Source organism: Rhizobium sp. BK512 (genome assembly GCF_014194915.1).
Lineage (GTDB): Bacteria > Pseudomonadota > Alphaproteobacteria > Rhizobiales > Rhizobiaceae > Rhizobium.
The window spans coordinates 756,156-781,982 of sequence record NZ_JACIAS010000003.1 but is presented as its reverse complement, the minus strand read 5'-3'; the positions used below and the strand labels follow the sequence as shown (position 1 = coordinate 781,982).

General features: G+C 58.2%; 22 protein-coding genes. 6 read left to right on the top strand and 16 right to left on the bottom strand.

Features of this window, described 5'->3' with window-relative positions; all coding sequences use genetic code 11:
- Positions 1-56 precede the first annotated feature (56 nt).
- From FHX06_RS14480 to FHX06_RS14470, 3 genes are all read right to left on the bottom strand, one after another.
- Positions 57-536, bottom strand: a complete 480-nt coding sequence (locus tag FHX06_RS14480) for a carboxymuconolactone decarboxylase family protein (protein WP_112546307.1) — start codon at positions 534-536, stop codon at positions 57-59.
- Positions 537-733: 197 nt separating this feature from the next.
- The gene (locus FHX06_RS14475) at positions 734-1,630 is read right to left on the bottom strand and encodes a LysR family transcriptional regulator (RefSeq protein WP_113208431.1); all 897 of its coding nucleotides are present in this window, start codon (positions 1,628-1,630) and stop codon (positions 734-736) included.
- A 10-nt stretch (positions 1,631-1,640) separates the two neighbouring features.
- Positions 1,641-3,125, bottom strand: coding sequence for a cyclic nucleotide-binding domain-containing protein (locus FHX06_RS14470; protein WP_113208401.1), 1,485 nt, complete (start codon positions 3,123-3,125; stop codon positions 1,641-1,643).
- A 469-nt stretch (positions 3,126-3,594) separates the two neighbouring features.
- On the opposite strand from FHX06_RS14470, the gene FHX06_RS14465 reads away from it, so the two are divergent.
- On the top strand, positions 3,595-4,776 hold the full coding sequence (locus FHX06_RS14465) for an adenylate/guanylate cyclase domain-containing protein (protein ID WP_183879793.1): 1,182 nt from the start codon (positions 3,595-3,597) through the stop codon (positions 4,774-4,776).
- 23 nt (positions 4,777-4,799) lie between these two features.
- Here the strand turns inward: FHX06_RS14465 and FHX06_RS14460 are convergent, their stop codons facing one another.
- On the bottom strand, positions 4,800-5,525 hold the full coding sequence (locus FHX06_RS14460) for a winged helix-turn-helix domain-containing protein (RefSeq protein WP_183879791.1): 726 nt from the start codon (positions 5,523-5,525) through the stop codon (positions 4,800-4,802).
- 505 nt (positions 5,526-6,030) lie between these two features.
- Here FHX06_RS14460 and FHX06_RS14455 point away from each other — a divergent pair.
- Complete coding sequence (locus tag FHX06_RS14455) at positions 6,031-6,867, top strand: alpha/beta fold hydrolase (RefSeq protein ID WP_112546356.1); 837 nt, start codon at positions 6,031-6,033, stop codon at positions 6,865-6,867.
- A 145-nt stretch (positions 6,868-7,012) separates the two neighbouring features.
- Here the strand turns inward: FHX06_RS14455 and FHX06_RS14450 are convergent, their stop codons facing one another.
- Positions 7,013-7,774, bottom strand: coding sequence for an SDR family oxidoreductase (locus FHX06_RS14450; protein ID WP_112546303.1), 762 nt, complete (start codon positions 7,772-7,774; stop codon positions 7,013-7,015).
- 435 nt (positions 7,775-8,209) lie between these two features.
- A complete protein-coding gene (locus tag FHX06_RS14445; RefSeq protein ID WP_113202069.1) occupies positions 8,210-8,848 on the bottom strand; it encodes a response regulator transcription factor in 639 nt (212 codons plus the stop codon).
- A gap of 628 nt (positions 8,849-9,476) precedes the next feature.
- On the opposite strand from FHX06_RS14445, the gene FHX06_RS14440 reads away from it, so the two are divergent.
- A complete protein-coding gene (locus tag FHX06_RS14440) occupies positions 9,477-10,232 on the top strand; it encodes an SDR family oxidoreductase (RefSeq protein WP_183879789.1) in 756 nt (251 codons plus the stop codon).
- 80 nt (positions 10,233-10,312) lie between these two features.
- Here the strand turns inward: FHX06_RS14440 and FHX06_RS14435 are convergent, their stop codons facing one another.
- The 3 genes from FHX06_RS14435 to FHX06_RS14425 form a co-directional block, all read right to left on the bottom strand.
- Complete coding sequence (locus FHX06_RS14435) at positions 10,313-10,753, bottom strand: hypothetical protein (RefSeq protein WP_112969111.1); 441 nt, start codon at positions 10,751-10,753, stop codon at positions 10,313-10,315.
- 290 nt (positions 10,754-11,043) lie between these two features.
- Entirely contained in the window at positions 11,044-11,823 is a 780-nt protein-coding gene (locus tag FHX06_RS14430) for an alpha/beta fold hydrolase (protein WP_183879787.1), read from the bottom strand.
- 457 nt (positions 11,824-12,280) lie between these two features.
- On the bottom strand, positions 12,281-13,027 hold the full coding sequence (locus FHX06_RS14425) for an SDR family NAD(P)-dependent oxidoreductase (protein ID WP_113210200.1): 747 nt from the start codon (positions 13,025-13,027) through the stop codon (positions 12,281-12,283).
- A 308-nt stretch (positions 13,028-13,335) separates the two neighbouring features.
- Between FHX06_RS14425 and FHX06_RS14420 the strand changes: the two genes are divergently transcribed.
- On the top strand, positions 13,336-14,871 hold the full coding sequence (locus FHX06_RS14420) for a PAS domain-containing protein (RefSeq protein ID WP_162738451.1): 1,536 nt from the start codon (positions 13,336-13,338) through the stop codon (positions 14,869-14,871).
- 45 nt (positions 14,872-14,916) lie between these two features.
- Here the strand turns inward: FHX06_RS14420 and FHX06_RS14415 are convergent, their stop codons facing one another.
- Together FHX06_RS14415 and FHX06_RS14410 are read right to left on the bottom strand one after the other, a co-directional pair.
- Complete coding sequence (locus FHX06_RS14415) at positions 14,917-15,303, bottom strand: response regulator transcription factor (protein ID WP_112969107.1); 387 nt, start codon at positions 15,301-15,303, stop codon at positions 14,917-14,919.
- A gap of 51 nt (positions 15,304-15,354) precedes the next feature.
- Positions 15,355-15,999: a response regulator transcription factor gene (locus FHX06_RS14410; RefSeq protein WP_409564407.1), complete on the bottom strand. Its 645-nt coding sequence runs from the start codon at positions 15,997-15,999 to the stop codon at positions 15,355-15,357.
- 872 nt (positions 16,000-16,871) lie between these two features.
- Here FHX06_RS14410 and FHX06_RS14405 point away from each other — a divergent pair.
- Together FHX06_RS14405 and FHX06_RS14400 are read left to right on the top strand one after the other, a co-directional pair.
- Positions 16,872-17,522 (top strand): response regulator transcription factor, encoded by a 651-nt coding sequence (locus tag FHX06_RS14405; RefSeq protein ID WP_112546294.1) that lies wholly within the window; start codon positions 16,872-16,874, stop codon positions 17,520-17,522.
- A 60-nt stretch (positions 17,523-17,582) separates the two neighbouring features.
- Positions 17,583-19,862, top strand: coding sequence for a PAS domain-containing protein (locus FHX06_RS14400; RefSeq protein WP_183879783.1), 2,280 nt, complete (start codon positions 17,583-17,585; stop codon positions 19,860-19,862).
- A 67-nt stretch (positions 19,863-19,929) separates the two neighbouring features.
- On the opposite strand, the gene FHX06_RS14395 is transcribed toward FHX06_RS14400, so the two are convergent.
- The 5 genes from FHX06_RS14395 to FHX06_RS14375 form a co-directional block, all read right to left on the bottom strand.
- The gene (locus tag FHX06_RS14395; protein ID WP_183879781.1) at positions 19,930-20,403 is read right to left on the bottom strand and encodes a helix-turn-helix domain-containing protein; all 474 of its coding nucleotides are present in this window, start codon (positions 20,401-20,403) and stop codon (positions 19,930-19,932) included.
- Between the two features lie 114 nt (positions 20,404-20,517).
- The gene (locus FHX06_RS14390) at positions 20,518-21,507 is read right to left on the bottom strand and encodes an ABC transporter permease (protein WP_183879780.1); all 990 of its coding nucleotides are present in this window, start codon (positions 21,505-21,507) and stop codon (positions 20,518-20,520) included.
- A 3-nt stretch (positions 21,508-21,510) separates the two neighbouring features.
- Positions 21,511-22,365: an ABC transporter permease gene (locus FHX06_RS14385; protein WP_183850474.1), complete on the bottom strand. Its 855-nt coding sequence runs from the start codon at positions 22,363-22,365 to the stop codon at positions 21,511-21,513.
- Positions 22,362-24,140 (bottom strand): ABC transporter ATP-binding protein, encoded by a 1,779-nt coding sequence (locus FHX06_RS14380; RefSeq protein WP_246715566.1) that lies wholly within the window; start codon positions 24,138-24,140, stop codon positions 22,362-22,364. Before FHX06_RS14380 ends, FHX06_RS14385 begins: the two co-directional genes overlap by 4 nt.
- A gap of 58 nt (positions 24,141-24,198) precedes the next feature.
- The gene (locus tag FHX06_RS14375; protein WP_183879776.1) at positions 24,199-25,752 is read right to left on the bottom strand and encodes an ABC transporter substrate-binding protein; all 1,554 of its coding nucleotides are present in this window, start codon (positions 25,750-25,752) and stop codon (positions 24,199-24,201) included.
- Between the last annotated feature and the right edge of the window lie 75 nt (positions 25,753-25,827).

The window sequence follows — 25,827 nt, the reverse complement described above, 5'->3', positions numbered from 1 at the left end:
GCCGAATAGAGTCGCTGCAGCCGCATTCCCATGCGGCCGCAATATCGGTCGTCGTTTTATTGCAGGCCGGCCTTGTCCAGGCCGTAAAGCTTGTCCGCAGTGCCCGGAACAGCCTTGACCGCAATGCTGATCCGGTTCCATGCGTTGATAGCCATGATCTGGAAGGTCAGGTCAGATACTTCCTTCTCGGAAAGCTGGCCGCGGACCTTCTCATAAAGCTCGTCCGGCACACCGGTGTCGGAAAGCTTGGTGACCGCTTCCGTCCAGGCAAGGGCCGCGCGCTCGCGCGGGCTGAACAGCGTCGATTCGCGCCAGGCGGCGACGTGATAGAGACGGAGTTCACGTTCGCCATGGATCTTTGCTTCCTTGGAATGCATGTCCACGCAGAAGCTGCAGCCATTGATCTGGGAGGCGCGGATTTCGACCAGATCCCTGATCGTCTGCTCGATTGAGCTCTCCTTCAATTCCATGCTGAAGGCTGAGAGCTTTTTGACGAGCTCTGGTGAAAGCTGGGCGTAATTCAGTCTTTGCGTCATGTCATCCTCGTCCTTCAAGATCGTTCATTTGGGGAACAGACCGCCGAGGCAGGCGGTCATGGAATGAGTAGCAAGCGCAAGGAAAAACGGTAGCTAACCATCGGTTGGGGATAGGGCCAACGACCTTGTCGGCAACGCAACCCCTGTCTGAGATTTCGGGCGTGGCTGCGGGATCTGCATTGGTCGCACGACCGTGCTTATCGGGGTGCATGCTTACGCATTTCGGTCTCGATGAAATCCGAAAAGAGCTGCAGGCGGTAAGTCGGCATCCTGCCAAAAGCGTGGACGGCCTGGAACGGCATCATCTCCAGTTCGAGCTCGGGCAGAAGCTGGATCAATTCCCCTCTATCCAGCTCCTCCTGAACGATGCATTTCGTCAGATAAGCGACGCCCACACCGCTCAAGGCCGCGATCCGGATCGCTGTCGCTGTGTCGAGATCCACCTCTCCTGTCGGCATCATTGTCGAGCCATCGCCAAAGCGAACGGGATATGTACGGCCGTCGATCGCGTAGCGCGCGAAGGGTATTTCACGCAACCTCTCCACCGAACTCACCTGTCCCCATGTCTCGATAAACGCAGGCGATGCGACCAGTACCATCTCCAGATGCACCAGCGTGCGCATCATCAAGTCGCTTCCCGTGACCTTACCGACGCGAAACGCGATGTCGTAGTTTTCGCGGATCAGGTCCACATGCCGATCCGTCGTCCCGAGATCGAGCGTTATGCCGGGATGCTGCGGCAGGAAGCGTGTGAAGATGGGCGGCATGAGAAGCCTCGCAAGCTCGCTTGGCAGGCTCACACGCAAATGACCGGTCGCGCCGCGATCCGCTTGAAAGACATCCGAAGATTCCTCGATCTGCCGGAGAAGTGGCGCAATGTTTCCGAAGAATGTCTCTCCATCCGGTGTCAGTGTAAGGAGACGTGTCGAGCGACGAAAGAGCTTGAGCCCGAGCAGGCCTTCCAGCCGGGAAACGCTTTTCGATACGCCCGACGGCGTTGTCCGCAGGCTGCGCGCCGCGGCGCTGAAGGATCCGGTTTCGACGGTTCGGACAAACGCTACCAATCCCGCTGTCTCACCCAGCAAACTGCCCACGGCGCGATGGTCACCCATGTGCATGATTGCGGAATACCGATCGAATGGCTTGCAGCAGGTAGGACCGCCGGCGATCATGCTGCATGGCATGATTGCCCATATTCCCGCTCAACGCCTCCCGATAGGCGAGATTTGCTGCAAGATCCTCCGCGAGCTCGGGGCGACCGCCCAGAAGTGGTGCAAAAGCTTCCTTGCCGATCTCATAAACGGTCACCCGTGTGACCGCCTGAAGCGCATGGCTCTCGCCGATCCCGGCAAGGAAGCCCCCTTCGCCAAAAAAATCGCCGGGCGCCAGGCGCGCCGCCTCCTCGCCGTCTCTTCTCATCGAAACGATCCCTGCCCGAATGATCATAAGGCTCGCAAGAGAGTCCCCTTCTTTTGCGATCTCATCACCGGGAGAAAAAATGCGCCTGGTCGCGGATGCCGCGAGCGCCGTTACCTCCTCCTCTGTAAGCACCGAGAAAACGGGGATGGCTTCGATGAGGCTTTGCACCGGGCCCGTGCTGGAGGCCGATGCATTCTGTGCCATGACCTCAGTCGCCGTGATGACCTTGCTGAGCGGCATCGCAAGCTGAAGTCCGCTGGACTTGCAGTGTCGGTATACGAGGTCGATGACCTCACTGCGGGCGACACCTCGCTTCAGCGGACTGGTGACTTGAAAATAGAGTTCCACATCGACCGCACTGGCGTCGATGCCGACAAGTGAAACGGCCGGCGGCGGATCCTTGATGATAGAGTTGCAGCTATCCAGCACCGTTTGCATGACGCCGCGGATGACGTGCGGCATGCGTGTCGGCACAATCCGGATCGACAGCGTAATCTGATGATTTTCATCCGGCCTGCTGATATTGGTCAGCCCAAGCTTGGCAAGCACGCTGTTCGGCAAGACGACGATATTGTGAGCGGCTGTCAGCAGATGCGTCGAGCGCCAGTTGCTGGCAACGATCCGTCCTTCCGTGCCGTCGCTGAGCAAGATCCAATCGCCGATGACATAGGGGCGCCCCAGCGTCAGCGCGATCCCGGAGAACACATCCCCCAGCGTATTCTGCAAGGCAAGACCAAGGATGACGGCAATGACGCCTGATGTCGCCAGCAACGTCCCGATCGGAACGCCAAAGACGAAAGCCATGACCGACAAGGCGACACCGAGATAAACGACTGCGATCAAAAGGTCCTGAATGAGCCTCGCTTCCCGTGGCCTCCCATCCAGCACGATGTAGATGCGCAGAAAGCCGATGACGGCCCATGAGAGATGCACCCACCAGAATATCTTCGCAGAGACAAAGAGTGCACTCATGCTTTCCAGATGCGGTGGGTCAAAGCGAAACGGGACAATCCCTCCCAGCAGAAGAACAATCGTCATCGCGGTAAAGAAGCCGATCTGCACGATCAGGCGCGCGTATGGCCGGGACCGTCCCTGCAGATGCCATACGACGATGCCTGCTATGCCCAGGACATTCAGCAACACGACGAACGAAGCGATTTCCTGCGGCATCCGGTTTTCTCATCGGCAAAATATACAAGGAATACAGCCACCAGCCGTCGCTTGGGGCAAGGACAGGCTGATCGCGAGAGATAGCTTTTGAACTCGCTCCTGCCGGTCTATGGCCGACGGCGGGTCCTCAGAAAGGCGGCTAAAGGCATCTTGGAACCCGCCTCAACATCGACGCCTCTGAGTTCGGACGGTCATTCCAGCCGTTTAGCAGAATACGGACCTTCAACGCGCTTTCGTAAAATCCACTGTCATAAAGGCGAAGCATCATCGGGCCTTTGGCAATAAGTCCTCGGCGCATAGCATATTCGCCCCTCAGCCCACCTGACCATTAAAACAAGAGTGGGCTTGACACCAAACCTGATATGCTGGCCGCTTGCACCGCAAAAAGAGCCAACGCGTTGAGCACGATGCCGGGTCGGAGCGCCGTGCTTCTGGCCAAACATAGAGTCCGCGGTTAACGAGACGAAAAATGCATAATCTCGACAGTGCCAACCGTCACTCCCTCGCGAACTGGCTGATTTCAGGCGTTCGGGACGAGTTGCAGGTTGAGCCCATATTTCTGCAACTCTGCGACCGTCTTGCTTCCTGCGGCGTTGCTCTCAGCCGCGCCAGCCTCCATCTTCGCGTTCATCATCCCCAGTGGCTCGGAACGAGAGTCGTCTGGGTCAACGATCACAGGCAAGCGGATATCACGACGATCGGTTACGATGTCGAGGCGACCGACGCTTTTCTCAGAAGTCCGTTTCGCGCCGTTATCAGAAGCGGCGTCGAGATCCGCCAGCGGCTCCAGATCCACGGGCCGCATCAATTTTCCGTCTTCGAAGAGCTGAAGCAGGAAGGCCACACCGATTACATCGCCTGGCCGATCGACCATACCCAGGGCAAACGACACCTTGCGACGTTTTCGACCAGCGAACCGGGCGGATTTACCGATGAGGAAATGGCACTCTTCCGCGAGATCCTTCCGCTGTTTTCACTGGTCAGTGAAATTCGCCTCAAGAACCAACTGGCGCTGACACTTCTGCAGACCTATGTCGGCCCGCATGCCGGGGAACAGATCCTGGATGGAGCGACGACGCGCGGTAGCGGGACCTCGGTGAATGCCGCCATCATGATCTGCGATCTCCGAAACTTCACCAAGCTCTCCAATCGCCGGCCACGCGATGAGGTCATTTCCATTCTGAATCAATATTTCGATGCCATCGCCGATCCGATCGAAAGACACGGCGGAGAAATCCTCAAGTTCATGGGGGATGGATTGCTGGCTGTCTTCCCCCTGGAGAAGGCCGATGCCTGCACCGGTCTCCTTCAGGCTGTCATCGAGGCGCAAGAGGCGATCAAACGCTTCCAGGGAGCGGCATTCGGATACGAGGTCCGCTACGGCACGGGCATTCATCTCGGAGAGGTGATGTACGGCAATATCGGCTCGAAAAAGAGGCTGGATTTCACCGTGATCGGCCCCGCCGTGAATATCGCCTCCCGCCTTGAAGCCTTGACGAAAGAACTGCAGCGCCCGGCCCTGATGTCGGCCGATTTCGTTCGAATGGCAGGATGTTCGGACCAGACGGAATGCCTGGGTTTCTACAACCTCAGAGGTTTCGAAGAACCGGTCGAGGTTCACGCTCTTCGCATTCCCCCGGTCGGAGGCTGACGCCCGTCGGTAAAGATCAGGACCTATCGTTTGAGGCGCAGCCCCTCGTCCGCCATCACATTGCAATCCAGAATATAGCCGGCTCCACGCGCAGTCTTGATCAGGTTTGGTTTTGACGGCTCCGTTTCCAGTTTGCGTCGCAGGCGCAGAACCAGCGCGTCGATACTTCGATCGAAGACCTCTTCCGAATGGACGCGACTTGCCGCAAGCAGCCGCTCACGGGACAGGACTTGTTTCGGTGCGGTCAGGAACGCGACCAAAAGATTGAATTCGGCGGCGGTCAGTTGCGTCTCGCCAACGCCCGGCCGCGTAAGTATTCGCTGACGCATGGAGAGCATCCAGTCGCCAAACATGTACGTACGGCGCTCCCGCCCGGCATCGGGCGCGGACCTCACCCTCATGGCCGCCTTCAGCCGTGCCAGGAACTCTCGCAGGCCGAATGGCTTGGTGATGTAATCGCTTGCGCCAAGCTCAAATCCCAAGACCTTGTCGGCTTCCTCGGTGCGATCGGCACTGGTGATGATGACAGGCGCCGCCGAGAGTGTTGCCAATTGCTGCACGATCTCGAGGGCGTCCTCTCCCTTAAGGTTAAGATCGATGACGAACGCATCGATCACGTCCCTGGAAAGCGCACTTTGCAATTCATCGCCAGCGCTGACGGCAGTAACGCGAAACGACTGTTGCATGAGAAAATCACGGATGAGACTGCGCGCAGAGTGATCGCTATCGGCAACGAGAACATGCTGCATGGGCTTCTCCGTCCGGCACGGGAATGGAGCACAGCCCAGCCGAATATGACAATGACTTGCGATGAGTTGTCTTCAATGGCGCCCCTCCCCGCTCATAGTCGAAGCGCACCTGTCGGACGATCAAACGTCCGTTTGGGTTTCGCCCGAAAATCTGCGGGTTTACGGTGTTCCTGAATCGCCGCTCTTCAGATCCCTTGGTGCCCAAGGCTGACATTCGGGCGTCCGAATGGCCATTGATGAAACGGAAGTATAGCTTCTCACAATCCCCATAAAATATAGCTTCTCCAAGCTTGGTTCGGCGACACTACTCCTCCCAAAGCAACCAGTTCGCGGCACCTACCAAGCATCTCGAAACAAGGAGAACTATATGGATCCGCAACACTTTCGGCCAACGCGCCGAGATACGATGGCGGGGGCGATTACATTTGCAGTCGCTGCCGCAACCTTGAGATTTTCTGCATCCGCAATGGCTGATGAGCCAAAGAACGCGAAGGAAGAACACACCATGAGCACCGAATACGTCACGACCAAAGACGGCGTCCAGATCTTCTATAAGGACTGGGGTCCGAAGGACGCTCAGCCGATCGTCTTCCACCACGGCTGGCCACTCAGCGCTGATGACTGGGACAACCAGATGCTTTTCTTCCTCGGCAAGGGTTATCGCGTCATTGCGCATGACCGCCGCGGACACGGCCGCTCGACCCAGGTCAGCGACGGTCACGACATGGACCATTATGCCGCCGACGCTGCGGCCGTTGTCCAGCATCTCGACCTCCGCAACGCAATCCACGTCGGCCATTCGACGGGCGGCGGCGAAGCAACCCACTATGTCGCACGTCACGGAAAGGGGCGCGTCGCCAAGCTCGTTCTCATCGGGGCCGTCCCGCCGATTATGGTCAAGACGGCGGCCAATCCGGGCGGCCTGCCGATTGAGGTCTTTGACGGCCTTCGCACAGCACTGGCAGCCAACAGGTCGCAGTTCTATATCGACCTGGCCAGCGGCCCGTTCTACGGCTTCAATCGCCCAGGTGCTCAAGTCTCGCAGCCAATCGTCCAGAATTGGTGGCGGCAGGGCATGGCCGGTGGAGCGAAGGCCCATTACGACGGCATCAAGGCGTTCTCGGAAACGGACTTTACCGAAGATCTGAAATCGATCGAAGTGCCCGTTCTCGTCATGCACGGCGACGATGACCAGATCGTCCCTGTCGCCGATTCCGCACCGCTTTCCGCAAAATTGCTGAAGAACGCGACCCTGAAGATTTACAAGGGCCTGCCCCATGGCATGGCCACCACGCATGCCGACATCGTCAATGCCGATCTGCTCAGCTTCTTTAAGGCCTGATGATTTGGGGCGCTGCTGAGGCGCCCCCTTTTTTCGAATAGCATTGCGATGAGCTTCGGGAACTGTCGATCGGCAACGCACCACCCAAAACGATCAAAGCCCCTTCCGGGGCTTTGATTATTTCAACGCAGATTTTGATGCCCGGTCAGTGACCCGGAGGCGGGGTAGCCGTCTTGACCCATTCGGAGTACCGCGTCTTGCCGATCCGTACCTGATTACCGGGCATAAGGGAGCCTTCCTTCAGCAGAGCACCGAAATAACGGGTCTGATCATCGGCAACCACTTCGCGCTTGTCGCCGATCTGCCGCATATAGCGGGTGACGGCATCCGCAATCTTGATCGGTTCCGGACCGGCGATTTCGACGGTGGCGTTCAACGGATTACCGAGAACGACATCGACAAGCGCGTCGGCAACATCGTCCGAGAAGATCGGCTGCATCATCGCCGGTGAAAGGTGAACCTTGTCGCCCTGCACGCCGGATTGAGCGATGCCGAACATGAATTCGAAAAACTGCGTCGAGTGAACCAGGGAATAAGGAATCCCGGATTCTTTAATGATCTTCTCCTGGGCAAGCTTGGCGCGCATGTATCCGCTCTCCGGAAGGCGTTCCGTGCCGACGACGGACAGTGCAACATGATGCTTCACGCCTGCAGCCGCTTCGGCGGACGCAATGTTGCGACCCGCGGTCTGGAAGAATTCCATCACGGCTTTGTCTTCGAAGGACGGGGAGTTGGAGAGGTCGACCACGACCTGTGCTCCCTTGAGAACGTCGGCAAGCCCCTCGCCGGTAATCGTATTGACGCCGGATGCGGGAGAGGCGGCAATAGTCTCGTGGCCCTTGGCCTGGAGGCGCTTGACGAGCTTCGAACCGATCAAGCCGGTTCCGCCGATAACGACGATTTTCATAATCTGCTCCTTTTTGCTGTACCAAAGAGTTGAATGAACCTCCCGCCGCGCAAGCGAGGCGGGGCGGTAGTCAGGTCAGACCGACTTTGTCCGGACCGGGCGCTGCGCCAGCAGCCACAACCCCGCGAGCATGGTGAGAGGCTCTAACGATCTCTCTGTAGAATGAATGGGTTGCATCATCGGTTCGGTCCCGGATTCCTGTGGAAGAGACGGCAGCCTTGAGCCGGCTGCCAGGATCTAAGCCTAAAGCGATTGTGGTTGGACGCATACCCAAACATACGTTGGGGATCGGACCGCGCCCCATGTACCCGACCAGAAATTCAGCCGGGAATACCCGGCCAGACGGGCAGCGGCCATTCGGCCGCCGCGAGAAAAGATCGAGGCAAGCCGGTCTTTCCGGAGTTCGATTGCTTCGGGCGCGGAACGGTTCAGGCATTAACCCCGCTGAAGCTGTTCAACCTTGCGCACGAGATCTGCCAGAGAGCGGCACTGCATCTTGCGCATGAGGCTCATGCGGTGAAGCTTGACCGTCATTTCGCTGATACCAAGCTGATAGGCGACCTGCTTGTTCATCAAACCGCTCGCCACCGCATGCATGACCTCCTGCTCCCTGGGTGTCAGGCTGTCGGCAAGCGCCTGGACGCGTTTCAATTCCTCATTCGACTTGCGGCGTTCGTCATCTATCCTGATGGCGTGATCCACGGCGTCGAGAAGAACCTGGTTGATGAAGGGTTTCGTGATGAAGTCGGTCGCGCCCGCCTTCATTGCCCTTACACTGGTCGGAACATCCGCGTGGGCCGTGAGGAATATGAGCGGCAGTTTACTGCCGAGCGCCAGAAGCTGGCTTTGAAGATCAAGCCCCGAGCCCCCTGGCATTCGCATGTCGACGACGATACAGCCTGGCGCATTGACATCGGCCCATTTGAGAAATTCCAGACCGTTTGGGAAAGCTGATGTGCGCTTGTTCGTGACCGTGAAAAGATCCACGAGGGCACTGCGCATCTCCGCGTCATCGTCGATGACGTAAACGACCGGCTCGGCGCTCTTGTCCGTTTTCACCTGAGCGTTTTGCATCGAATTACCTCTCTGGCATCTGAGAGATTCCGACCCTTGAATGCGCCCGTATCCCTCTGCTTTACCCTTTGTCGGCTCTCAGTCACCAAACATGCCAGCCGCCAGATCAAAACAGGCTACAGCCGGCCGGCATGATGCGAGCCTGCTCAATGAGACGCCAATCGATAGCATAGGATATGCGCCGGCGGACGATACACCTTGGTTTACCATCGCCCGCTACGGGCATGCGTCGTCATCAAAGTGGAACAAAACCGGCAGTAAACGCTGCCGGTCTTGCCTGCTCGACGACATAAGCCGGATGGGTTGGACGCTCGGCTGCCATTTCGTTGGCCGCAGGAAGAAGCCGGAAAAAGCCCTGCGTTCATCATCCCCATCGTGCCCGGTTAACACGGCTCACGGATACTCAGGTACTGGCCGATGCCATGCCAGGCATCCCTAACATTGGTTTGCCAAACCTTGGTTCGGGTTCGGATCTTACGCTGGGTAAATGACATTAATCGCTGGAACATGAGGTTCGAGCGAACACCCATCGCCCCTGCTACCGGTCAACCCAAAACTTCGTTTTATCGATCCGCCCCCGGAAACGGCTATCCTTTCAGCATGTCGGTCACTATCCCGAGGGCGTGAGATGAAGATTTTGGTTGTTGGTGCGAGCGGGATGATGGGATCCAAGATCGTTCGCGAATTGGAACGAGCGGGTCAAACCGTCAGTGGGGTGTCGACCAGTACCGGCGTCGACGCCTATACCGGCCAAGGGCTGAGGGCGGCGCTTGCCGACGCGGACGTGCTGATCGATGTCACCAATTACGGATCATTCGGTGATTCAAACGCGCTCGGCTTCTTCAAGCAGGCAGGCAAAAATCTGCTGGCGGCAGCGAAGGATGCTGGCGTCGGGCACTATCTTGCCCTGTCCGTGGTCGCCACGGACCGGCTGGTGGAAAACGACTATTTCCGCGCAAAGATGGTGCAGGAAAATCTCATAAGGGCCTCTGGGCTACCTCACACCATTATCAGGTCCGCCCAGTTCTTCGAATTCTTCAACGGCATCATCGATTTGGCAGCCGATGGGAATAGTTTCCGGCTGCCACCCTCTCTGGTCAGGCCGATTGCGGCGGACGAGGCTTCGACCTTGATATCAAGGATCATGATCGGCACGCCCCGCAATGACATCATTGAGATCGCCGGCCCGGACCCTGTACAACTGGACCAATTGGCGCGCGAGATCCTGACGGCGACGGAAGATCCACGCTCAATTGCGATCGATCCGACAGCGCCGTTCTTCGGTGTGGAACTTGCCGAAACGACACTCCTTCCGAGAGCCGATGCCCTTGCCGGAACCGTGACGTTCCACGACTGGCTTTCGCGATCGATGATGGCGGCTTAGTGCTTACGCAGATGCTACCGTCGCAGACGAAGGAGGAGGCGCCGCAAAGCGCCTCCTCTTTTATGGCTTGAGCAATCGCACTACGCCCGAATGCCTGCAACGCCTTGCCGGCTCGCGGAGGCTGTGGCCTGCTGAATTGCCCAAAGTGTTGCAATGATCCCGAAGATCGCGGGCAGGCTCACCGCCGGGAAGTCGCGCAGGATCACCGACGAAGAGCAAATGCCGACCGCGACTTCCCAAAGATGAAACGTTGCATGGGCGATGAGCCACAGGGTCGCCCCGGCCCACATCTCGACCCGCCGGCCAGGCTTCCAGGCCCCAAAGGCAAATGCAAGCGCTATGAAGCCCTGGATGATGCCGATATCGCGAATGAAATGCTGGTTGTACATCCCTGTATCGGTGACGCCGGGGATAAAATAATACCAGCTTTCGGGATCGTAGAGCATGTACAGCGCCAGCCAGCCGGCAAGCAATATGTTGAAGCCGACCATCGCGTAGACAATGAATTTCGTGACCTGCATCGCAACCTCCTTGGATAAGCGGGCCTCAAAATTACCATCCAAGTCCGAGGCTTACCTCCCAAACCAAGGTTGGGGAGCCGAACGTGAGAGCGACTGGAACGCAGCCGACGACCTCTTGAGACAGGCGAGAAACTACCTGCTGGCAATCAGCTTGCAGAAAAAGGCCATTCATCATCATCTGCCGGCGATACACAATTTCAGATTGTTTAGAACTGTGCCCCTACCGCAATAACATCTGGGCTCCGCCGACGAGGACGGAGCCCATTCAGGAGCAACTCGAAGATTGAGCGTTACTTGGCGGAAGCCGCGTCTTCGATGATCTTCGCAACCTTGTCAGGATGAGAAACCATTACGACATGGGATGCACCCTTCACGACGACGGTTTCCTTGGAATGGGCACGCTCAGCCATCCAGGCAAGAGCCTTGGCGGGAATGTTCTTGTCCGCGTCGCCGTAGATGAACCAGGACGGAATGGTCTGCCACGCCGCGCCGGGGGCTGCCTCGGTCAAGGCCGCCTCGGTGATCGGACGCTGGGTTGCTGCCATCAGCTTTGCGGTCTTTGCCTGCACATCAGCAGCGAACTGCTCATGAAACTTGTCCTGCTGGATATACAGATCCTTTCCGCCATTTTCCAATGCAACGGGCTCGGCAAGCGTCGGTGCCAGGGTGCTGCCTGGGAACTTGCCCGAAAGGTCGGCAGCAGACTCGCCCTTGTCAGGGGCAAAGGCAGCGACATAGACCAGTGCCTCGACATTTTTCGTCTCTGTCGCGGCCTCGCTGATGACCGAACCGCCATAGGAATGACCGACGAGAACCACCGGCGTCTTTATCCCTGCGACGACACGACCGACATAATCACCATCCGACTTCACGCTGCGCAGCGGATTGGCGACCGCGACAACCGGATAACCGTCCTTTTCGAGGCGAGCGATAACATCGTTCCAGCTCGAAGCATCGGCAAACGCGCCGTGCACGAGTACCACCGTCGGCTTTGCAGATTCAGCGGCAGCAGGGACGGCAAGAGCTGCCAGTGCGCCGAGTGCGAATACGGATTTCAGGATTTTATGCATAAGTGGCTTCCTCTTTTTGATTGTGCACAATTTAATATGGCGCAATTATTCAGGTGTCGAGTCTTTTTTGTTCAACTAATCGCGAGCAAATGGATGGGAGAATGTTTCGGATGCCACCGGGCGCTGCGATAGCCGACGTGAGCGGCGCTATCATTGTATTGGCCGCGCTCCGCAGCAATCCAAACCTCCGTTCTAGGGCGTTCGTGCGGTAACGACTGAAGAGTCGCCCACGGGTCGCCCTCAAAACCGGTTTGCCTGGGAGCTACCGGCATTGTGAGGCCCGATCCTGACCGCGTCGGCCATACAGCCCTCGTTCGATAAATCCGACCAATGTCTGATTTTGCGTCGGAGCGCACGTTGTCCTCCACCGCGGGCCACAGGCGTAATGGGACTAATCCGAGCGAACGCTCGCGCGGCCGGCACGCGATCCGGCCACACGAAATCTCACGCGCCAGTGTCAGGCCACGCACATGCCTCCATCGACGTGAAGTTCGATTCCGTTCACGAAGGTACCAGCCGAAGCGAGGAAGAGCGCGGCCTGAGCCAGTTCTTCGGGGCGCCCGAGACGTCCTGCCGGTATCAGGTCAGCCATCTGCTGCTCGAATTGCGGACGGTTGCTTTCACTGACGCCGAGTTTTCCCAGGATCTCGGTTTCGACCGGACCGGGGCTAAGAATGTTGACACGGATCCGGCGCGATTTGAATTCAATCGCCCAATTGCGGGCAAATGCGGCGAGCGCAGCCTTGGTGCCGGCATAGACAGTGTGGTTCGGCAGAACCTTTGTCCCGGCCAGAGAACTCGTGACGATAATATTTCCGCCATCGCGCATATGCGGAGCGATGGTCTGAACACCGAAGAAGACGCCGCGCGTATTGACCGCAAAGTGCTGGTCGTATTCGGCCTCACTGACCGCCTCTGACGCCGCGAGATTGATAATGCCGGCATTGGCCATATAGATATCGACTACGCCAAAGCGCTCCGTAACCTCAGTCGCGAGCCGGCGATGGAAATCGATGCTGGCAACATCGCCACAAATTCCGATCGCTCCATGGCCAATCTCGCGAACCGCGTCGTCAATAACATCCTGACGACGTCCGGTGATGACGACTTTCGCTCCCTCCTTGGCGAAAAGGAGCGCCGTCGCCTTGCCAATCCCGCTATTGCCGCCGGTGATGACAGCCACTTTATCCTTTAGATCTAGCATCCTAATTCTCCTTGTTGAGACCCAGGAAATAAGCTGTCGCATCGGTCTCCATTAGCCGTGCGCAAGGACAAGGAACTGTGCCCAGAATAGACAAATGAACAGCGCGGGCGGTCGTCTGTCTTGAAACCCGGCTGCAGATGAGAGCGCCCACTCGTCATCGACGGGACAACCATTGGGCGGATCGAAGCGATCTGATGCCAAGATACGTTCGCGTATGAATTGCTTCCGTCTTCCACTGTATCGTGGGATAAATCCTGTGCAGGGCATTTCAGCCTGTTGAGACGCGAATGTGTCGCCGGGAGCGGGGGATGATCGTCAGCCGGAGCGCCAGGGCATTGCGCAAACGAGAACGGGCGCTTGCCGAACTCGTCGATAGGGTGCCATCTCACATCTGGCGGCTAACGGCAGACGGCGAGCCAATCTTTTTTAACAAGCAGATGATCGATTACCTCGGCCGGGATATCGCCGATATCCAAAAGCCAGGCATGAGCCGGCTCGAAGCAATGATCGAGATGGCGATCCATCCCGATGATGCCGCGGGCTTCAGGGATGCGCTCCGATATTGCTTCGCCACCGGCAAAAGCTTTTCCACGCGATACCGCCTGCGCCGCCATGATGGCGTCTATCACTGGATGTCGAGCCGCGCGGATTCGATACATGACCGGCATGGACGCATCAGCCAGTGGTATGGCCTTTGCCATGATATCGACGATCAGGTCCACGCCGAAGAGGCGCTGCAGCGAAGTGAACGGCATCTTCAACGGCTCATCGATGCCTTGCCGGTGCACATCTGCAGCTGGACGCCTGCGGGAGAACTCTCCTATGTCAGCAGACGCTACATGCAGGAACTCGGACTTTTCAAAGCAAATTTCGAGGAGTTTGCACGGGCAGCGCAGGAGCTTCTCCATCCCGAGGATGGGCCGGAAGTGAAGCGCAGGATCAGGCATTGCATTCAGGCTGGCGAGCCTTTCATGATGCGATACAGACGGCGCGGGCCGGACGGTACGTTCCATTGGACGGAAGGCCGCTTCGAGCCCGTTCGCGATAAGAACGGCGCAGTCGTGGAATGGTACGGCCTGTCGATCGATGTCGAGGATCAGGTTCGCGTGCAGGAGGCCTTGAGCCTTGCCCAGCTGAACCTTGCGCGTGCAAGCCAGGCAGCAAGCCTGGCCGAGCTTTCCGCCTCGATCGCTCATGAGATCAGCCAGCCTCTCGCGGCCGTCATATCAAGCTCGGATGTCGGCCAGCGCTGGCTCTCAGCGGAACCACCCAATATAGAACGGGCGCAGAAAGCGGTCGAACGTATCTCGGCAAGCGCCCATTCCGCCGTCGAAGTCGTCGGCCGCATCCGTGCTTTATTCAAACGCTCCGAAACCTCGAGAGATTATGCCTCACTCGATAGCGTGGTCAGAGAAGCGCGCGACCTCATGGCCGAGGAGGCGATGCGGCGGCGCGTGCGCATGGATCTCGAGTTCGAGCGAGACCTTCCGCCGATCGCCTTCGATCGGGTTCAGGTTCAACAGGTCCTGATCAATCTGATCCGCAACGGTCTGGAGGCCATGGATTCTGCCGGCAACGACCGCGTCCTACGCATTCGCGCCTGCCGCGCCATGGATGCAGTGCAGATCGAGATCAGCGATCGCGGCCCGGGCGTCGAATTCCCCGATAGAATATTCGAACCCTTTTTCACGACGAAAGGACAGGGGATGGGAATGGGGCTGGCGATCAGCCGCTCCATCATCGAATCTCACGGTGGACGGTTGAGCGTGGAGCAGGCCGATCCACACGGAGCGAAGTTCGTTTTTACCCTGCCGTTTGAGATGGAACAGGCCGCTCACGCGTGACAACGCAATTCCGAATGCAGGACCTGCGCACTTCTGCAGGGTATTTTAGCCTCCGCGATAATCCCTGATCGCGCGCTCCAGCCACGACATCAGCAAATCGGCATTGACGGGTTTCTTGAGAAAGGCAACAGCACCTGCCTGAGAGACGGCGGCTTCGACCTCCTTGTCCCCGTGTGCCGTCATGATGATGACAGGCGGATGGGAAGGCAGTCTGCCTAATGCCTGGAGCATCTCTACGCCTGACATTCCCGGCATTCTGACATCGGCAAGAATGCAATCAGCAAGCGAATAGCCTTTTTCGCTCAGGAATGTCTCGGCTGACTCATAGAGCTCGCATTCATAACCGGCCGCCTCGAGCAAATCCTTGAGGGATTCCCTGAGATAGCGATGGTCATCAATGACGGCGACTGTCTTGTTGGGGGAACTTGCCATTGCGTAAGTACAATTCTTCTTTTTCGGGCAATGAGCCAGGCGCCACGCAGGTTACTGATACAGTTTGAGATCCGGTTTCAACATGTCAAATTTGCGAACGAGCTCCGCGAGGGAGCCGGCCTGCATCTTTTTCATCATTCGTCCCCGGTGCAGTTTCACCATGATTTCGCTGATCTGCATTTCATGTGCAATCTGCTTGTTCATCAATCCGGCTGCGACATAATGCAAGACTTCCCGCTCGCGCGGAGTAAGCCTGGCCTCGCAAATTTGCAACTGGGCGCGAATAGTAGCCTCTTTCCGGTTCTCGGCATCTCGCCTGATTGCTTCGCCGACGGCGGCGATCACGGCGCTGCCTGCAAACGGCTTGATCAGGAAATCCGTTGCTCCTGCCTTCATTGCCTTTACGGTCAGCGGAACACTTCCGTGACCTGACATGAAGATAATGGGCATGGTGTTGCCGGCAGCGGCGAGCTGGTCCTGAAAGTCCAGGCCACTGATGCCGGGCATCCGCACGTCGAGGAGAATGCAGCCTGCCTGCCTCATATCGCAGCGCTCCAGAAAATCCGAAGCGCTCTCGAATGCGATAGCCTTCATCGCCACCGACTCGAAAAGGTCCACGAGAGAAGCCCTGACAGGGCCTTCGTCGTCGACGATACAGACAACCGGCTCGTCGCTCGTGCTGACTTGATCGATCATCATGGCTTTCCGCGCCTCCAAACGACTGCTTTGCAGAGCCCCGCTACCGCCGTACAGCGATGAAGCATGACACTGCTCCATTCTGCCGCGTTCATGAAGGGGTTCCCGTCAGCTGAGGGCCACGCCGAAATTGCAACTGGCGACGTGGTCATGTGGCAACAATACTACCATGCGGCCCCCTTTGCCAAAATACGCCAAGGGTCTAGGTTCGGCCGCGAGATCGATCGGCAAGTCGGTCAAATTCCCTCATTATTGCAAACAGGTAGTCCGCTCATTGCGTCAGGTAAGCCGCGCGGATGCACCCGCGCAGAACCATCGCAAGGCACACCTTCGTTGCCCCCGTCGCACACCTTCGTATAACTGCTTAGCCCGCTAGCCGCCTGTAAGCTGATCATGACCAAGATCGATCAAAGGCGGTTGTGATGAGATATGACCCAAGCTCTCGATACAGGCCTCTCGAGACGCCCAGGCTTCCGCTCCTGATCATCGGCGGTCTGATAATCGCAATACTTGCATATCTCGGCTATGGGGCCACATCGGCGCCCAAGGCGTCCGCAAAAATCTATGTGCCGCTCGCGACACCCTCGTCGTCGCAAGCCGAACCGAACGTCGCATATTTTATCGTGAATGGCGAAACGCTCGCCATGCCAATCGAGCATCGGCCGACGGCGTTCAAGGTTGCGTCCCGCTAGCCGAAGCCGGGCGCATCTCTGCATAGCATCATGCTGGGCCGCAAGAACCCAGACATATAAAAATGTGCTCCGCAATATATACTTGGTTTAGTTGCCCCCTCCTTCAATTTTCTCGTCGATGACGGTATTCTCACGCAGTTCGGGGAAGCGGCATGTCTGCTGGCAGTTGGAGGATCATGCATGGGGGTGGCCACCTCCAAGGGGTCGAAAAGTCCGGTCGCGATTTTGGTTGACGACGATGAGACCGTTTGCGCGGCTCTGGAGAACCTGCTGAATTCGGTCGGCATCGACGCAATGACATTTTTATCGGGCCGAGAATTTCTCGAAGCGAAGCTGCCCGACCGCCCGAGTTGCGTCGTCCTGGATGTTCGTATGCCCGGCATCAGCGGTCTGGACCTGCAGCATCATTTGACCCGCAATGGCGTCACCACACCCGTGCTTTTTCTGACGGCACACGGGGACATTGCAATGAGCGTGCAGGCAATGAAGGCCGGCGCGCAGGATTTCCTGACCAAACCCGTACGGGACCAGACCTTTCTCGATGCCGTGTCCAGCGCCATCGCAACAGATATCAGCCGCAGGAACGCCTTGTCTGCAGCCGATCGATACGTTTCCCTTTTTGAAACCCTCACTGTACGCGAACGCCAGGTTCTGAAGCTGGTCGTATCCGGCGAAGTCAACAAACAGATAGCCTTCTCCCTCGGGATCAGCGAATTTACGGTGAAGCTTCACCGCAGCAATATGATGAAAAAGATGCAGGTCAGTTCGGTGGCGCAGCTTTTCAATGTCTGGCAAGCGCTGCCGTCGCATGTCCGAATGAACGATGGCTGAAATTATCCACCAGCGTCAGGTCGGGGAAAAGACACCGACAGCAAAGCAAAGAGGACTCCCATGCAGTTGACATCGTCAAAAGAACGGATCGTCACGGCCATGGCTATTGGCGGCAGCGGCATCCTGCTGGCAGGGCTTTTCGCAGACACCTCCGGCATTCTCGTCGCAATGGTCGCCATCTGGCTCTATACAAGCTGGCGCACAGGTCTGGCCGTGCTGCTCATCGGCTGTTTGTTGACGGCGACCATCATTCTCTCCCCCGCCAATTTCGGCGATGATGAACCCGTGCGGGTCGTCATGTTCGCCTGCTCGGCCACTGCGCTCTGGTTTTTCATCAACGTCTTCAAGCCGCAGAGCCTGTTCGACCGCGTTTACAAGAATATCCAGCCCAATATCGAAGACATTCCGGGCTTTGGCTGGTCGGCCTATCCTGACGGCCGCCTGCGCTTCCTGAATCCGAAGGCGCTCGACTTTGTCGGCGTGACTGCCGAGGAAATGAGCAGGATCGCCAAGCTAGACAATCATTCATGGTGGAGCCTCTTCGTGCATCCCGATGATGTCGAGGGATGCAAGCAGCGATGGGAACACAGCCTCAGGACAGGCGAGCCGATCTTCGAAGAGCAGCGTGTGCGACGCGCCGACGGGACCTACCGATGGCTTCGCGATTCCGCCATCGCCTCGCGTGACGAACACGGCCACATTACGGCGTGGTTCGCGACATCGGTCGATATCGACGATCAGCGAAAGGCGGAAGCTGCTCTGCGGGAAAGCCGGGAGCAGCTGCAGCAGATGATCGACACAGTCCCGGCTCTCATCTGGTGCGCCAGCCCGGCCGGCGAAACCTCCTATATCAACAAGCCCCTTATGCACTGGACCGGGATTTCGCTGCAGGGTAATGATCCCGTGGATACAAGGCGGTTCGCGACAGCGATCATCGACACGATCCACCCCGAAGACCAGACGCTGTTTCAGGAGAGCCTTTCGCGGGCTTTCAAAACCGGCGAACGCTTCGCCCTGAAATATCGGCAGCGGCGCTGCGATGGCGTCTATCGCTGGATCGACGGGAAAGCCGAGCCGCTTCGCGATGCCGATGGCCAGATCATTCAGTGGTACGGTGTCTGCCTCGACATCCATGACGAGATGGAAGCGCATGAAGCAGCGCGCCAGCGGGAGGCGGAACTGCGCCTCATCGTCGATACGGTACCGTCTCTGATCTGGCTCATGACCCCCGAAGGACTTCCCTGCTATCTCAACAAGCGCTTCTCCGAATGGGCAGGGCTCAACGAAGGCGATATTCATTCGAGGACGACGGAAGAGGTCGCTGCCGAAGCAGAACTTGTCCATCCCGAGGATCGCGCCGCAGTGACGGAGGCGTTCAGACATGCCATTGCGACGGGTCAGCCCATCAATCACAAGGGCCGGCTTCGCCATAAGGACGGGCAGTATCGATGGATGGATTCACGCGTCGAACCCCTGCGCGACGAGAATGGCAAGATCATTCGCTGGTACGGCGTCAATCTCGACATCGACGATGAGGTCCGTGCGCAGGAGGCGCTGCGCCAATCCGACGAGAGATTGGCAAGGGCCCTGCGCGCCGCCAGCATGTCGGAACTTTCCGTCTCGATTGCGCATGAACTCAATCAACCGCTGCAGGCGGTGGTGGCCAATGCGAATGCATTCCGCCGTTGGCTGAGCGCGGAACCGCCGAATCTCGAACGCGCCCTGCGGTCCGCCGACTGGATCGTGCGCGATGCCGATGCGGCCGCCGAAGTGGTCAGCCGCATCAGGGCGCTGTTCGGCAAGACCGCCTACCCCAGAACCACAGTCGATCTGAACAATCTGATCAACGATGCCTGCGAACTGATCGCCGACAGGCTCGCCTCCAACAAGGTGAAGCTCGATGTCAATCTCGATCCTTATCTGCCTTCGACCAGCGCGGACCATGTGCAAATGGAACAGGTGATCCTCAACCTCATCCGCAACGGCATCGAAGCGATGCAGGATATCGAGCCCAGAGCCCGTACACTGAAAATCGAGTCCAGGCTGCGGGACGGCGACACCGTCGAAGTGGAAGTGAGCGACCTGGGCACCGGGATCGGCGACACCGAGAAGATATTCGAGGCGTTCTACACGACGAAGCAGGATGGGATGGGCATGGGCCTTGCGATCTGCCGGTCCATCATCGAATCCCACGGCGGACGACTGTGGGCCGAGAATGGGCTTCGCGGCGGTGCATCGATCACATTCAGCCTGCCGGTGCGCGACCTTCACGCCAAGCCGGCACCGCGTGAAATCCACATCAGGCCGTCAGTCAAAGAACTCGAGGCCCTGTCAGCATGACTGGTGGCGACAAACGCACCACGCTGGCTCTCGCCATCGGTTGATCGTGGCGGGAGAATAATCCGGCTTAACGGATACCATCTTGAGCGGCGCTTTGCGCCGCCGCCAGATCTTGACGCCATTGGCTGGGTGTCGTTCCGACGAAACGCCGGAACAACCGGCTGAAATGCGCGTGATCCGACAAGCCGCAAGCAAAGGCGATATCACCCATCTCGTGCTCGGAGGCGAGCAGCAACGTCCGGGCACGTTCGATCCGCTGATGCATGACAAAAGCATAAGGTGACATGCCGAAGCTGATCGAAAAGGCGCGGCGGAAATGGCCAGGGCTGAGCTTTGCCGCAGCCGCCAGATCTTCGACACGAACCGGCCCTTCCAGTCTCGCATCGACATAGTCAGTTACGCGTTTGACCTGCCAGTTGCTGAGCCCGGTCCTGCGGCGGACATTTGTCTCTGAGACCTGCGACCGATCACGGGGCTCGTAGGAACCGCCGCAACGCGGCACCGCCAAAACGCCTTCCTTCAACCTGATCTCGTCATCCATCAGACCGCCCCATGCCACATCGGGATCGCCATATCCAGATGAACTCTGATCGCCCCGGAAATCCATAGGGTTGAGGTCTAGCGAACTAGGCCAGAGGGATAGGTTTCGAGAATGCTACAGCTCGATACGCGGATCGGCGAGCGTCTGCATAATTTCGACGACAATGTTCACGAGGATGTAGAAAGTTCCGAGAACAACCGTGACTCCGAGGACTGCTGGAAGATCGGCACTGCTCAAGGACTGGACCATGTAAAGCCCAAGGCCCGGCCACCCGAACACGAGTTCGACGATCAGCAGGTTGCCAAACAGAAGCCGGATCTGCAGACCAACCATCGCTAGTGCCGGAGATGCAGAGTTGCGAAGACCATGGCGCAAGACGACCACCGCCTCCCGAAGACCCTTTCCCCGCGCAGTTCCGATGTAGGGCTGCTGCATCACTTCGCGCAGCGCACTGTCGAGACTGCGTCCCACCGCCACGGCAATCGGCAGCGCCAGAGCCAAGGCCGGCAGGAGCAGATGTCTGACGGCATCCAGGCTAAGGTCGCCCCTGCCGCCGATCAACGCGTCGATCATGTTGAAGCCAGTCGGGCCGCCTATATCGTCCTCGCTCATCCGGCCCGAACCCGGCAACCAGCCAAGACGGAACCAGAGAAAATAGACCAAAAGCAAGGCCGACATGAACGTCGGAACCGAGCCGGCCGCGATCAAGAGGAATCTCAACCCTCCAGTGCTGCCCAGGATGCGGGGCAGCACCGCAATGACACCTGCCAGTACAAGGCCGATGCAGAGAGCCGCTAGTGACAGTTCGAGTGAAGCGGGCAGATATTCTCTTATGTCGGCGGCCACGGGCTGACGGGTTCTGGTCGACGTCCCGAGATCACCTTCAGCGAGCCGCGAGAGAAACCGGCCATACTGGACGATAATTGGATCATCGAGGCCGAGTTGCTGGCGAAGAGCGTTCACACTCGAAAGCGGCGTGAGCGGTCCGGCGATAGCGCGCGCGGGATCTGCCGGAATGATGCTTTGCAGGCAGAACACGGCAAAGCTCATTGCCAAGAGAACGACCACGAGACCCGATAGGCGCCTTAGAAAGTAGACCAGCATATCCTAGGTTCCTCGCAACGCCGTGCGAAGGCCGTCTCCCGCGAGATTGGCGAGAAGACAGATGAGAAAAATGGCCGCCGCCGGCAATATTGGCAGCCACCAATAAATGGACAGACTATCAAGCGCCCTTGATGTCATCGCCCCGAGCTCTGGCGCCGGGGCCGGTTGGCCGAGCCCGATGAAGGACATGAGCGACATCGTCATAATGGCCGTTGCGACATCCAGTGTCGCCGCCACGAGCAGGGCCGGAAGCGCGCCCGGAAGAAGGTAGCGCAGCAGCAGGCGCGGGCCGCTGATACCGGCAATTCTTGCAGCCTCGACATGCGGACGAGCGTTCAGCCGCCGAAGCTCGTCGCGGGATATGCGCGCATACCAGGGCCACCACGCGATACCCATCGCAATCATCGTATTAGTAAGTCCTCCGCCCAGGGTGGCGATTATCGCAAGCGCCACCAGCGTCGATGGCATGACCAGGAAGAACTCGGCTACCCATTGCGCCAGCATGTCGAGCCTGCGGCTGATGAGACGGGGTATCATGCCGACGCATGTGCCGACGACGAGGCTGATGAGGACAAGGGCAAGCGCGGGCAGCCATGTATATTGGATACCGATGACGATACGCGAGAAGAGATCACGCCCGATCTCGTCTGTCCCGAACCAGTGCTCGGCGGAAGGCGGCAGATAGGCCGCCGCGACACGGAGCTGCGGGTCGAATGGCGTGAGCCATGCAGCGAACAACGCGATAATCGTTACGGCAATGACGCCAAAGAGCCCAATCCGGTCGATCCAGCTGGTGCGGCCGAGAACAACGGGCCAGCGCACGAAGCGTTCCTCGGGAAGGAACTCGGGAACGTTCATAGGTCCGGTCCGCTTGTGCTCGCTTGGTTTCTCGGCATCGCTGCGAGAACGGAGCCCATCGATGGTACATTAAAACCGTCAGTGATCTTATCTGGATCACCCTGCTGCACCACCCGACCTTCATCCAGCACAGCGATACGATCGGCGATTATTCTTGCGGCGGCCAGATCATGGGTAACGAAAAGCACCGCCATGTCTAGGCGGCGTCTGATCTCGCCGAGAAGGTTCAACGTGGTGGCAGCAAGCGATACATCGAGCGCGCTGATCGGCTCGTCGCAGAGCAGAAGTTTCGGCGGCACGATGATCGCGCGGGCGATGACGGCACGCTGGCATTGACCAATGGACAGACCGGCCGGCAGTGAAGACATCAAGCTCTCGTCGAGGCCGACCATTTCTAGCGCCCTGCCAACCTTTTGAAGACGCTCTGCCTTGTTAAGACCCAGATACCGCAACCGGTCGCCGATCTGTTCGCCGATGGAAAGCCAAGGCGTGAGGGATGCCGCAGCATCCTGAAAGACAATTTGTGGCGCATTGTCGATACGGAAAATCTCTCCACCATCAGGCATCAGAAGCCCGGCCGCGAGCCTGATAATCGTCGATTTGCCGGCGCCGCTTTTCCCAAGCAGAGCCAAGCACTCACCAAGCGCGACCGAAAGATTGACCGATTCCAGCACCTGCTGAGATCTGCGGCGACCAAAGGGGCCGGTGGATGTAAAGCTCTTCCTGACATTGGACAACCGCAGCGCTTCCACGGGCTTCGCCGCTGTGACCATCGGCCAGACTTCCGTAGAACGAAGTTGATCTGCGCTGGATTTGACCAGGTCGGTGAAGAAGCACGCCGCCGTGTGGCCGCTGACAGAAAGCTGCGTTGGTTGGGGCCGGCTATTTAAGCACTTGTCCCGGACGATGAGGCAACGGGAGGCATAACAACAAACGTTTTCCAGATCGGCGAGCCTCATCCGCTCGACCGGCAGAGTAGGCAGAAGGTGCGTGCGATCCGTGTCAAAATCGAACCGAGTGGCAAGCAGACCGGCGAGATAAGGATGGCCGGGATTTGTCAAAACATCTGCCATTCTACCCAATTCCAGAATGCGCCCGCCATAGATTACAAGCACGCGATCCGCGAGCGACGCAGCTGCGACAAGATTATGGGTGATGAAAAGAATTGCAGTCTGCTGCTCCCGAGCGATCTTGCGTAGCAGTTCGAGAACCTTACTTCGCAAGGGTAAGTCGAGTGAGGTAATTGACTCATCGGCAATCAGAACTTTTGGCTGTGCCATCAATGCCATCGCGATCAGGACGCGCTGGCGCTGCCCACCAGACAGGCGATGCGGAAATGTGTCGAGTATGGCTTTCGTGTTCTCAAGTCCGACCCTGCCAAGCCAATCCCCGATGAAGCTGTCGTCTCCATCGGCCGATTCCCTGAGTTGATGGCGGATCGTCATCGTCGGGTTGAGGGCGCCCATCGGATCCTGGGGAACGGCACGCACAAGCGAGTGACGTGCCGCACGAAGAACCCGCGGCTCTGCCCCCACTATCTCCAAACCGGCAAGATCGATCGAGCCGCTGACCTTCGGCTCGCTAGAGGCCGGCAGAAGACCCTGAATTGTTGCTCCAAGCGTAGATTTGCCCGAGCCGCTCTCTCCGACGACCGCAATGATCTCACCCGGGAGCGCCTCGAAATTGATCCCATCGAGCACAAGGTGGTCACGATCGCTTCGCCGCAGGACGACACTGAGATTGGCGATGGAGAGGACTGCCTTGCTCACAGCCATCATGCCTCACAGGCTGAGTTAGAGCCACGAACTCCGTCTGAGGCCGGCACCCCGGCCATCAGCGTCTCACGCTCGAAAAATCGATGCTGCCTCTTGGAAAGACCGGCCGCAGACCCAAATCCTTCAGCCCCATGCGATGGACTACAACGTCGTCGACATCGACGAGCGGGATGAAATGGCCTGCATCGAAATACATCTGGCCGGCTTTTTCATAAAGCGCGTTGCGCGCGGCGATATCCGCTTTGGATGCGCCTTCCGCGACAAGCGCATCCGCATCCGGAAGCGCCCTGCCGTAAAGATTGAGCGGCGCATCCTTGGTGAAGAAGGCCTTCGCCTGATTGTCTGGGTGAGCCGCGTCCGGAGAAGCGATGATCAGCAGCATGTCCGGAGCTGCGGAATCGCCCTTCATGGCATAGGCCGCCCCCGGCGGCATGATATGGGAGGTGGCCTGGACGCCGATGAGCGCCAGCCCGGCGATCATCAGGTCGGCGATACGCCCGTAGCTCGGATTGGCGCTGTAGAGCCCGATGCTGAGGGTGACCGCTCCGTGCCTGGCGATGGCAGATTTCGCTGCCTCGATATCCGTCGGAAACTGTACTGGCTGACCCGGATCCAGCATGATGTTCGGATAGAGCGATTTCGAGACATGCGCATATTGCCCGAAAGCATCGCTCGCCCACAAATTCGGGTTGATTGCGGTCAGAACCGCCTTGCGAACCTCGGCATCATCGAGCGGCGATCCCGGCTTAATGAAGGCCTCGTATTGTGTCATGCTGGGAGCCGAGGTTATTTGCAGATCGGCTGGCAGGCTACTGACCTGCGCGAACGGGAAATTGGCAGGTACGGCATCGATCTCACCGGCTTTCAATTTGAGAATCTGCTGGCCGATATCGGGAATGACCAAAAATTCCACCTTGCCGAAAAAAGGTTTGGCCCCCCAATAGTTTTCGTTCCGCTCGAGCACATATCGCTCACCTCGCTTGAATTCGGCGAGCTTGAAGGGCCCGGTTCCAACCGCATGATCGGTCAGCCATCCCGTGGCAAGGTCGCCCTTGGCATGATCGGAAAGGGCTCCCGGGCTGATGACTTTCGGCCCCCACGGGCTTGCGAGACTATCCATGAAGGAAGGCTGTGTATGGCGCAGCGTGATGACGACGGTGGAAGCATCCGGTGCTGCGATATCTGCCATGTTGGCGAGCGTATAGTTCTGGACAAGACCGCCGTCGCGACGGCGCTTGAATGAGGTGACAACCGCATCCGCGTTTAGGGCCGTACCATCATGAAACTTGACGCCGTCGACAAGGTGAAACGTATAGGCCAGACCGTCCCCCGATACCTCCCAGCTCTTTGCCAGCAAGCCGGCGATCTTCGTTGAGCCGGCTTCATATTTGACGAGACCCTCGTAGACGCTGTCGAGTGTCGTCAATCCGGCAACCTCAAATCCGTTGTCGGGGTCGAGACTGCCTATATCGGACGAATAGGGAATGCGCAGGACATCTTCAGCATGACCCGTAACAACGAAAATCAGCAGTCCAACTGAAAGGGCAAGCAGGCGAAGACCGATAGCTCGGCTGGTGCGTGCGAATATCGAAGCGAACAGGAATTTCGGCATGAGTGATCCGTGATTGTGTCATATCGGTCGCAGGCGGCGGAAGCACAAGGCGGCCAAATGCCCGATGCGCAACCG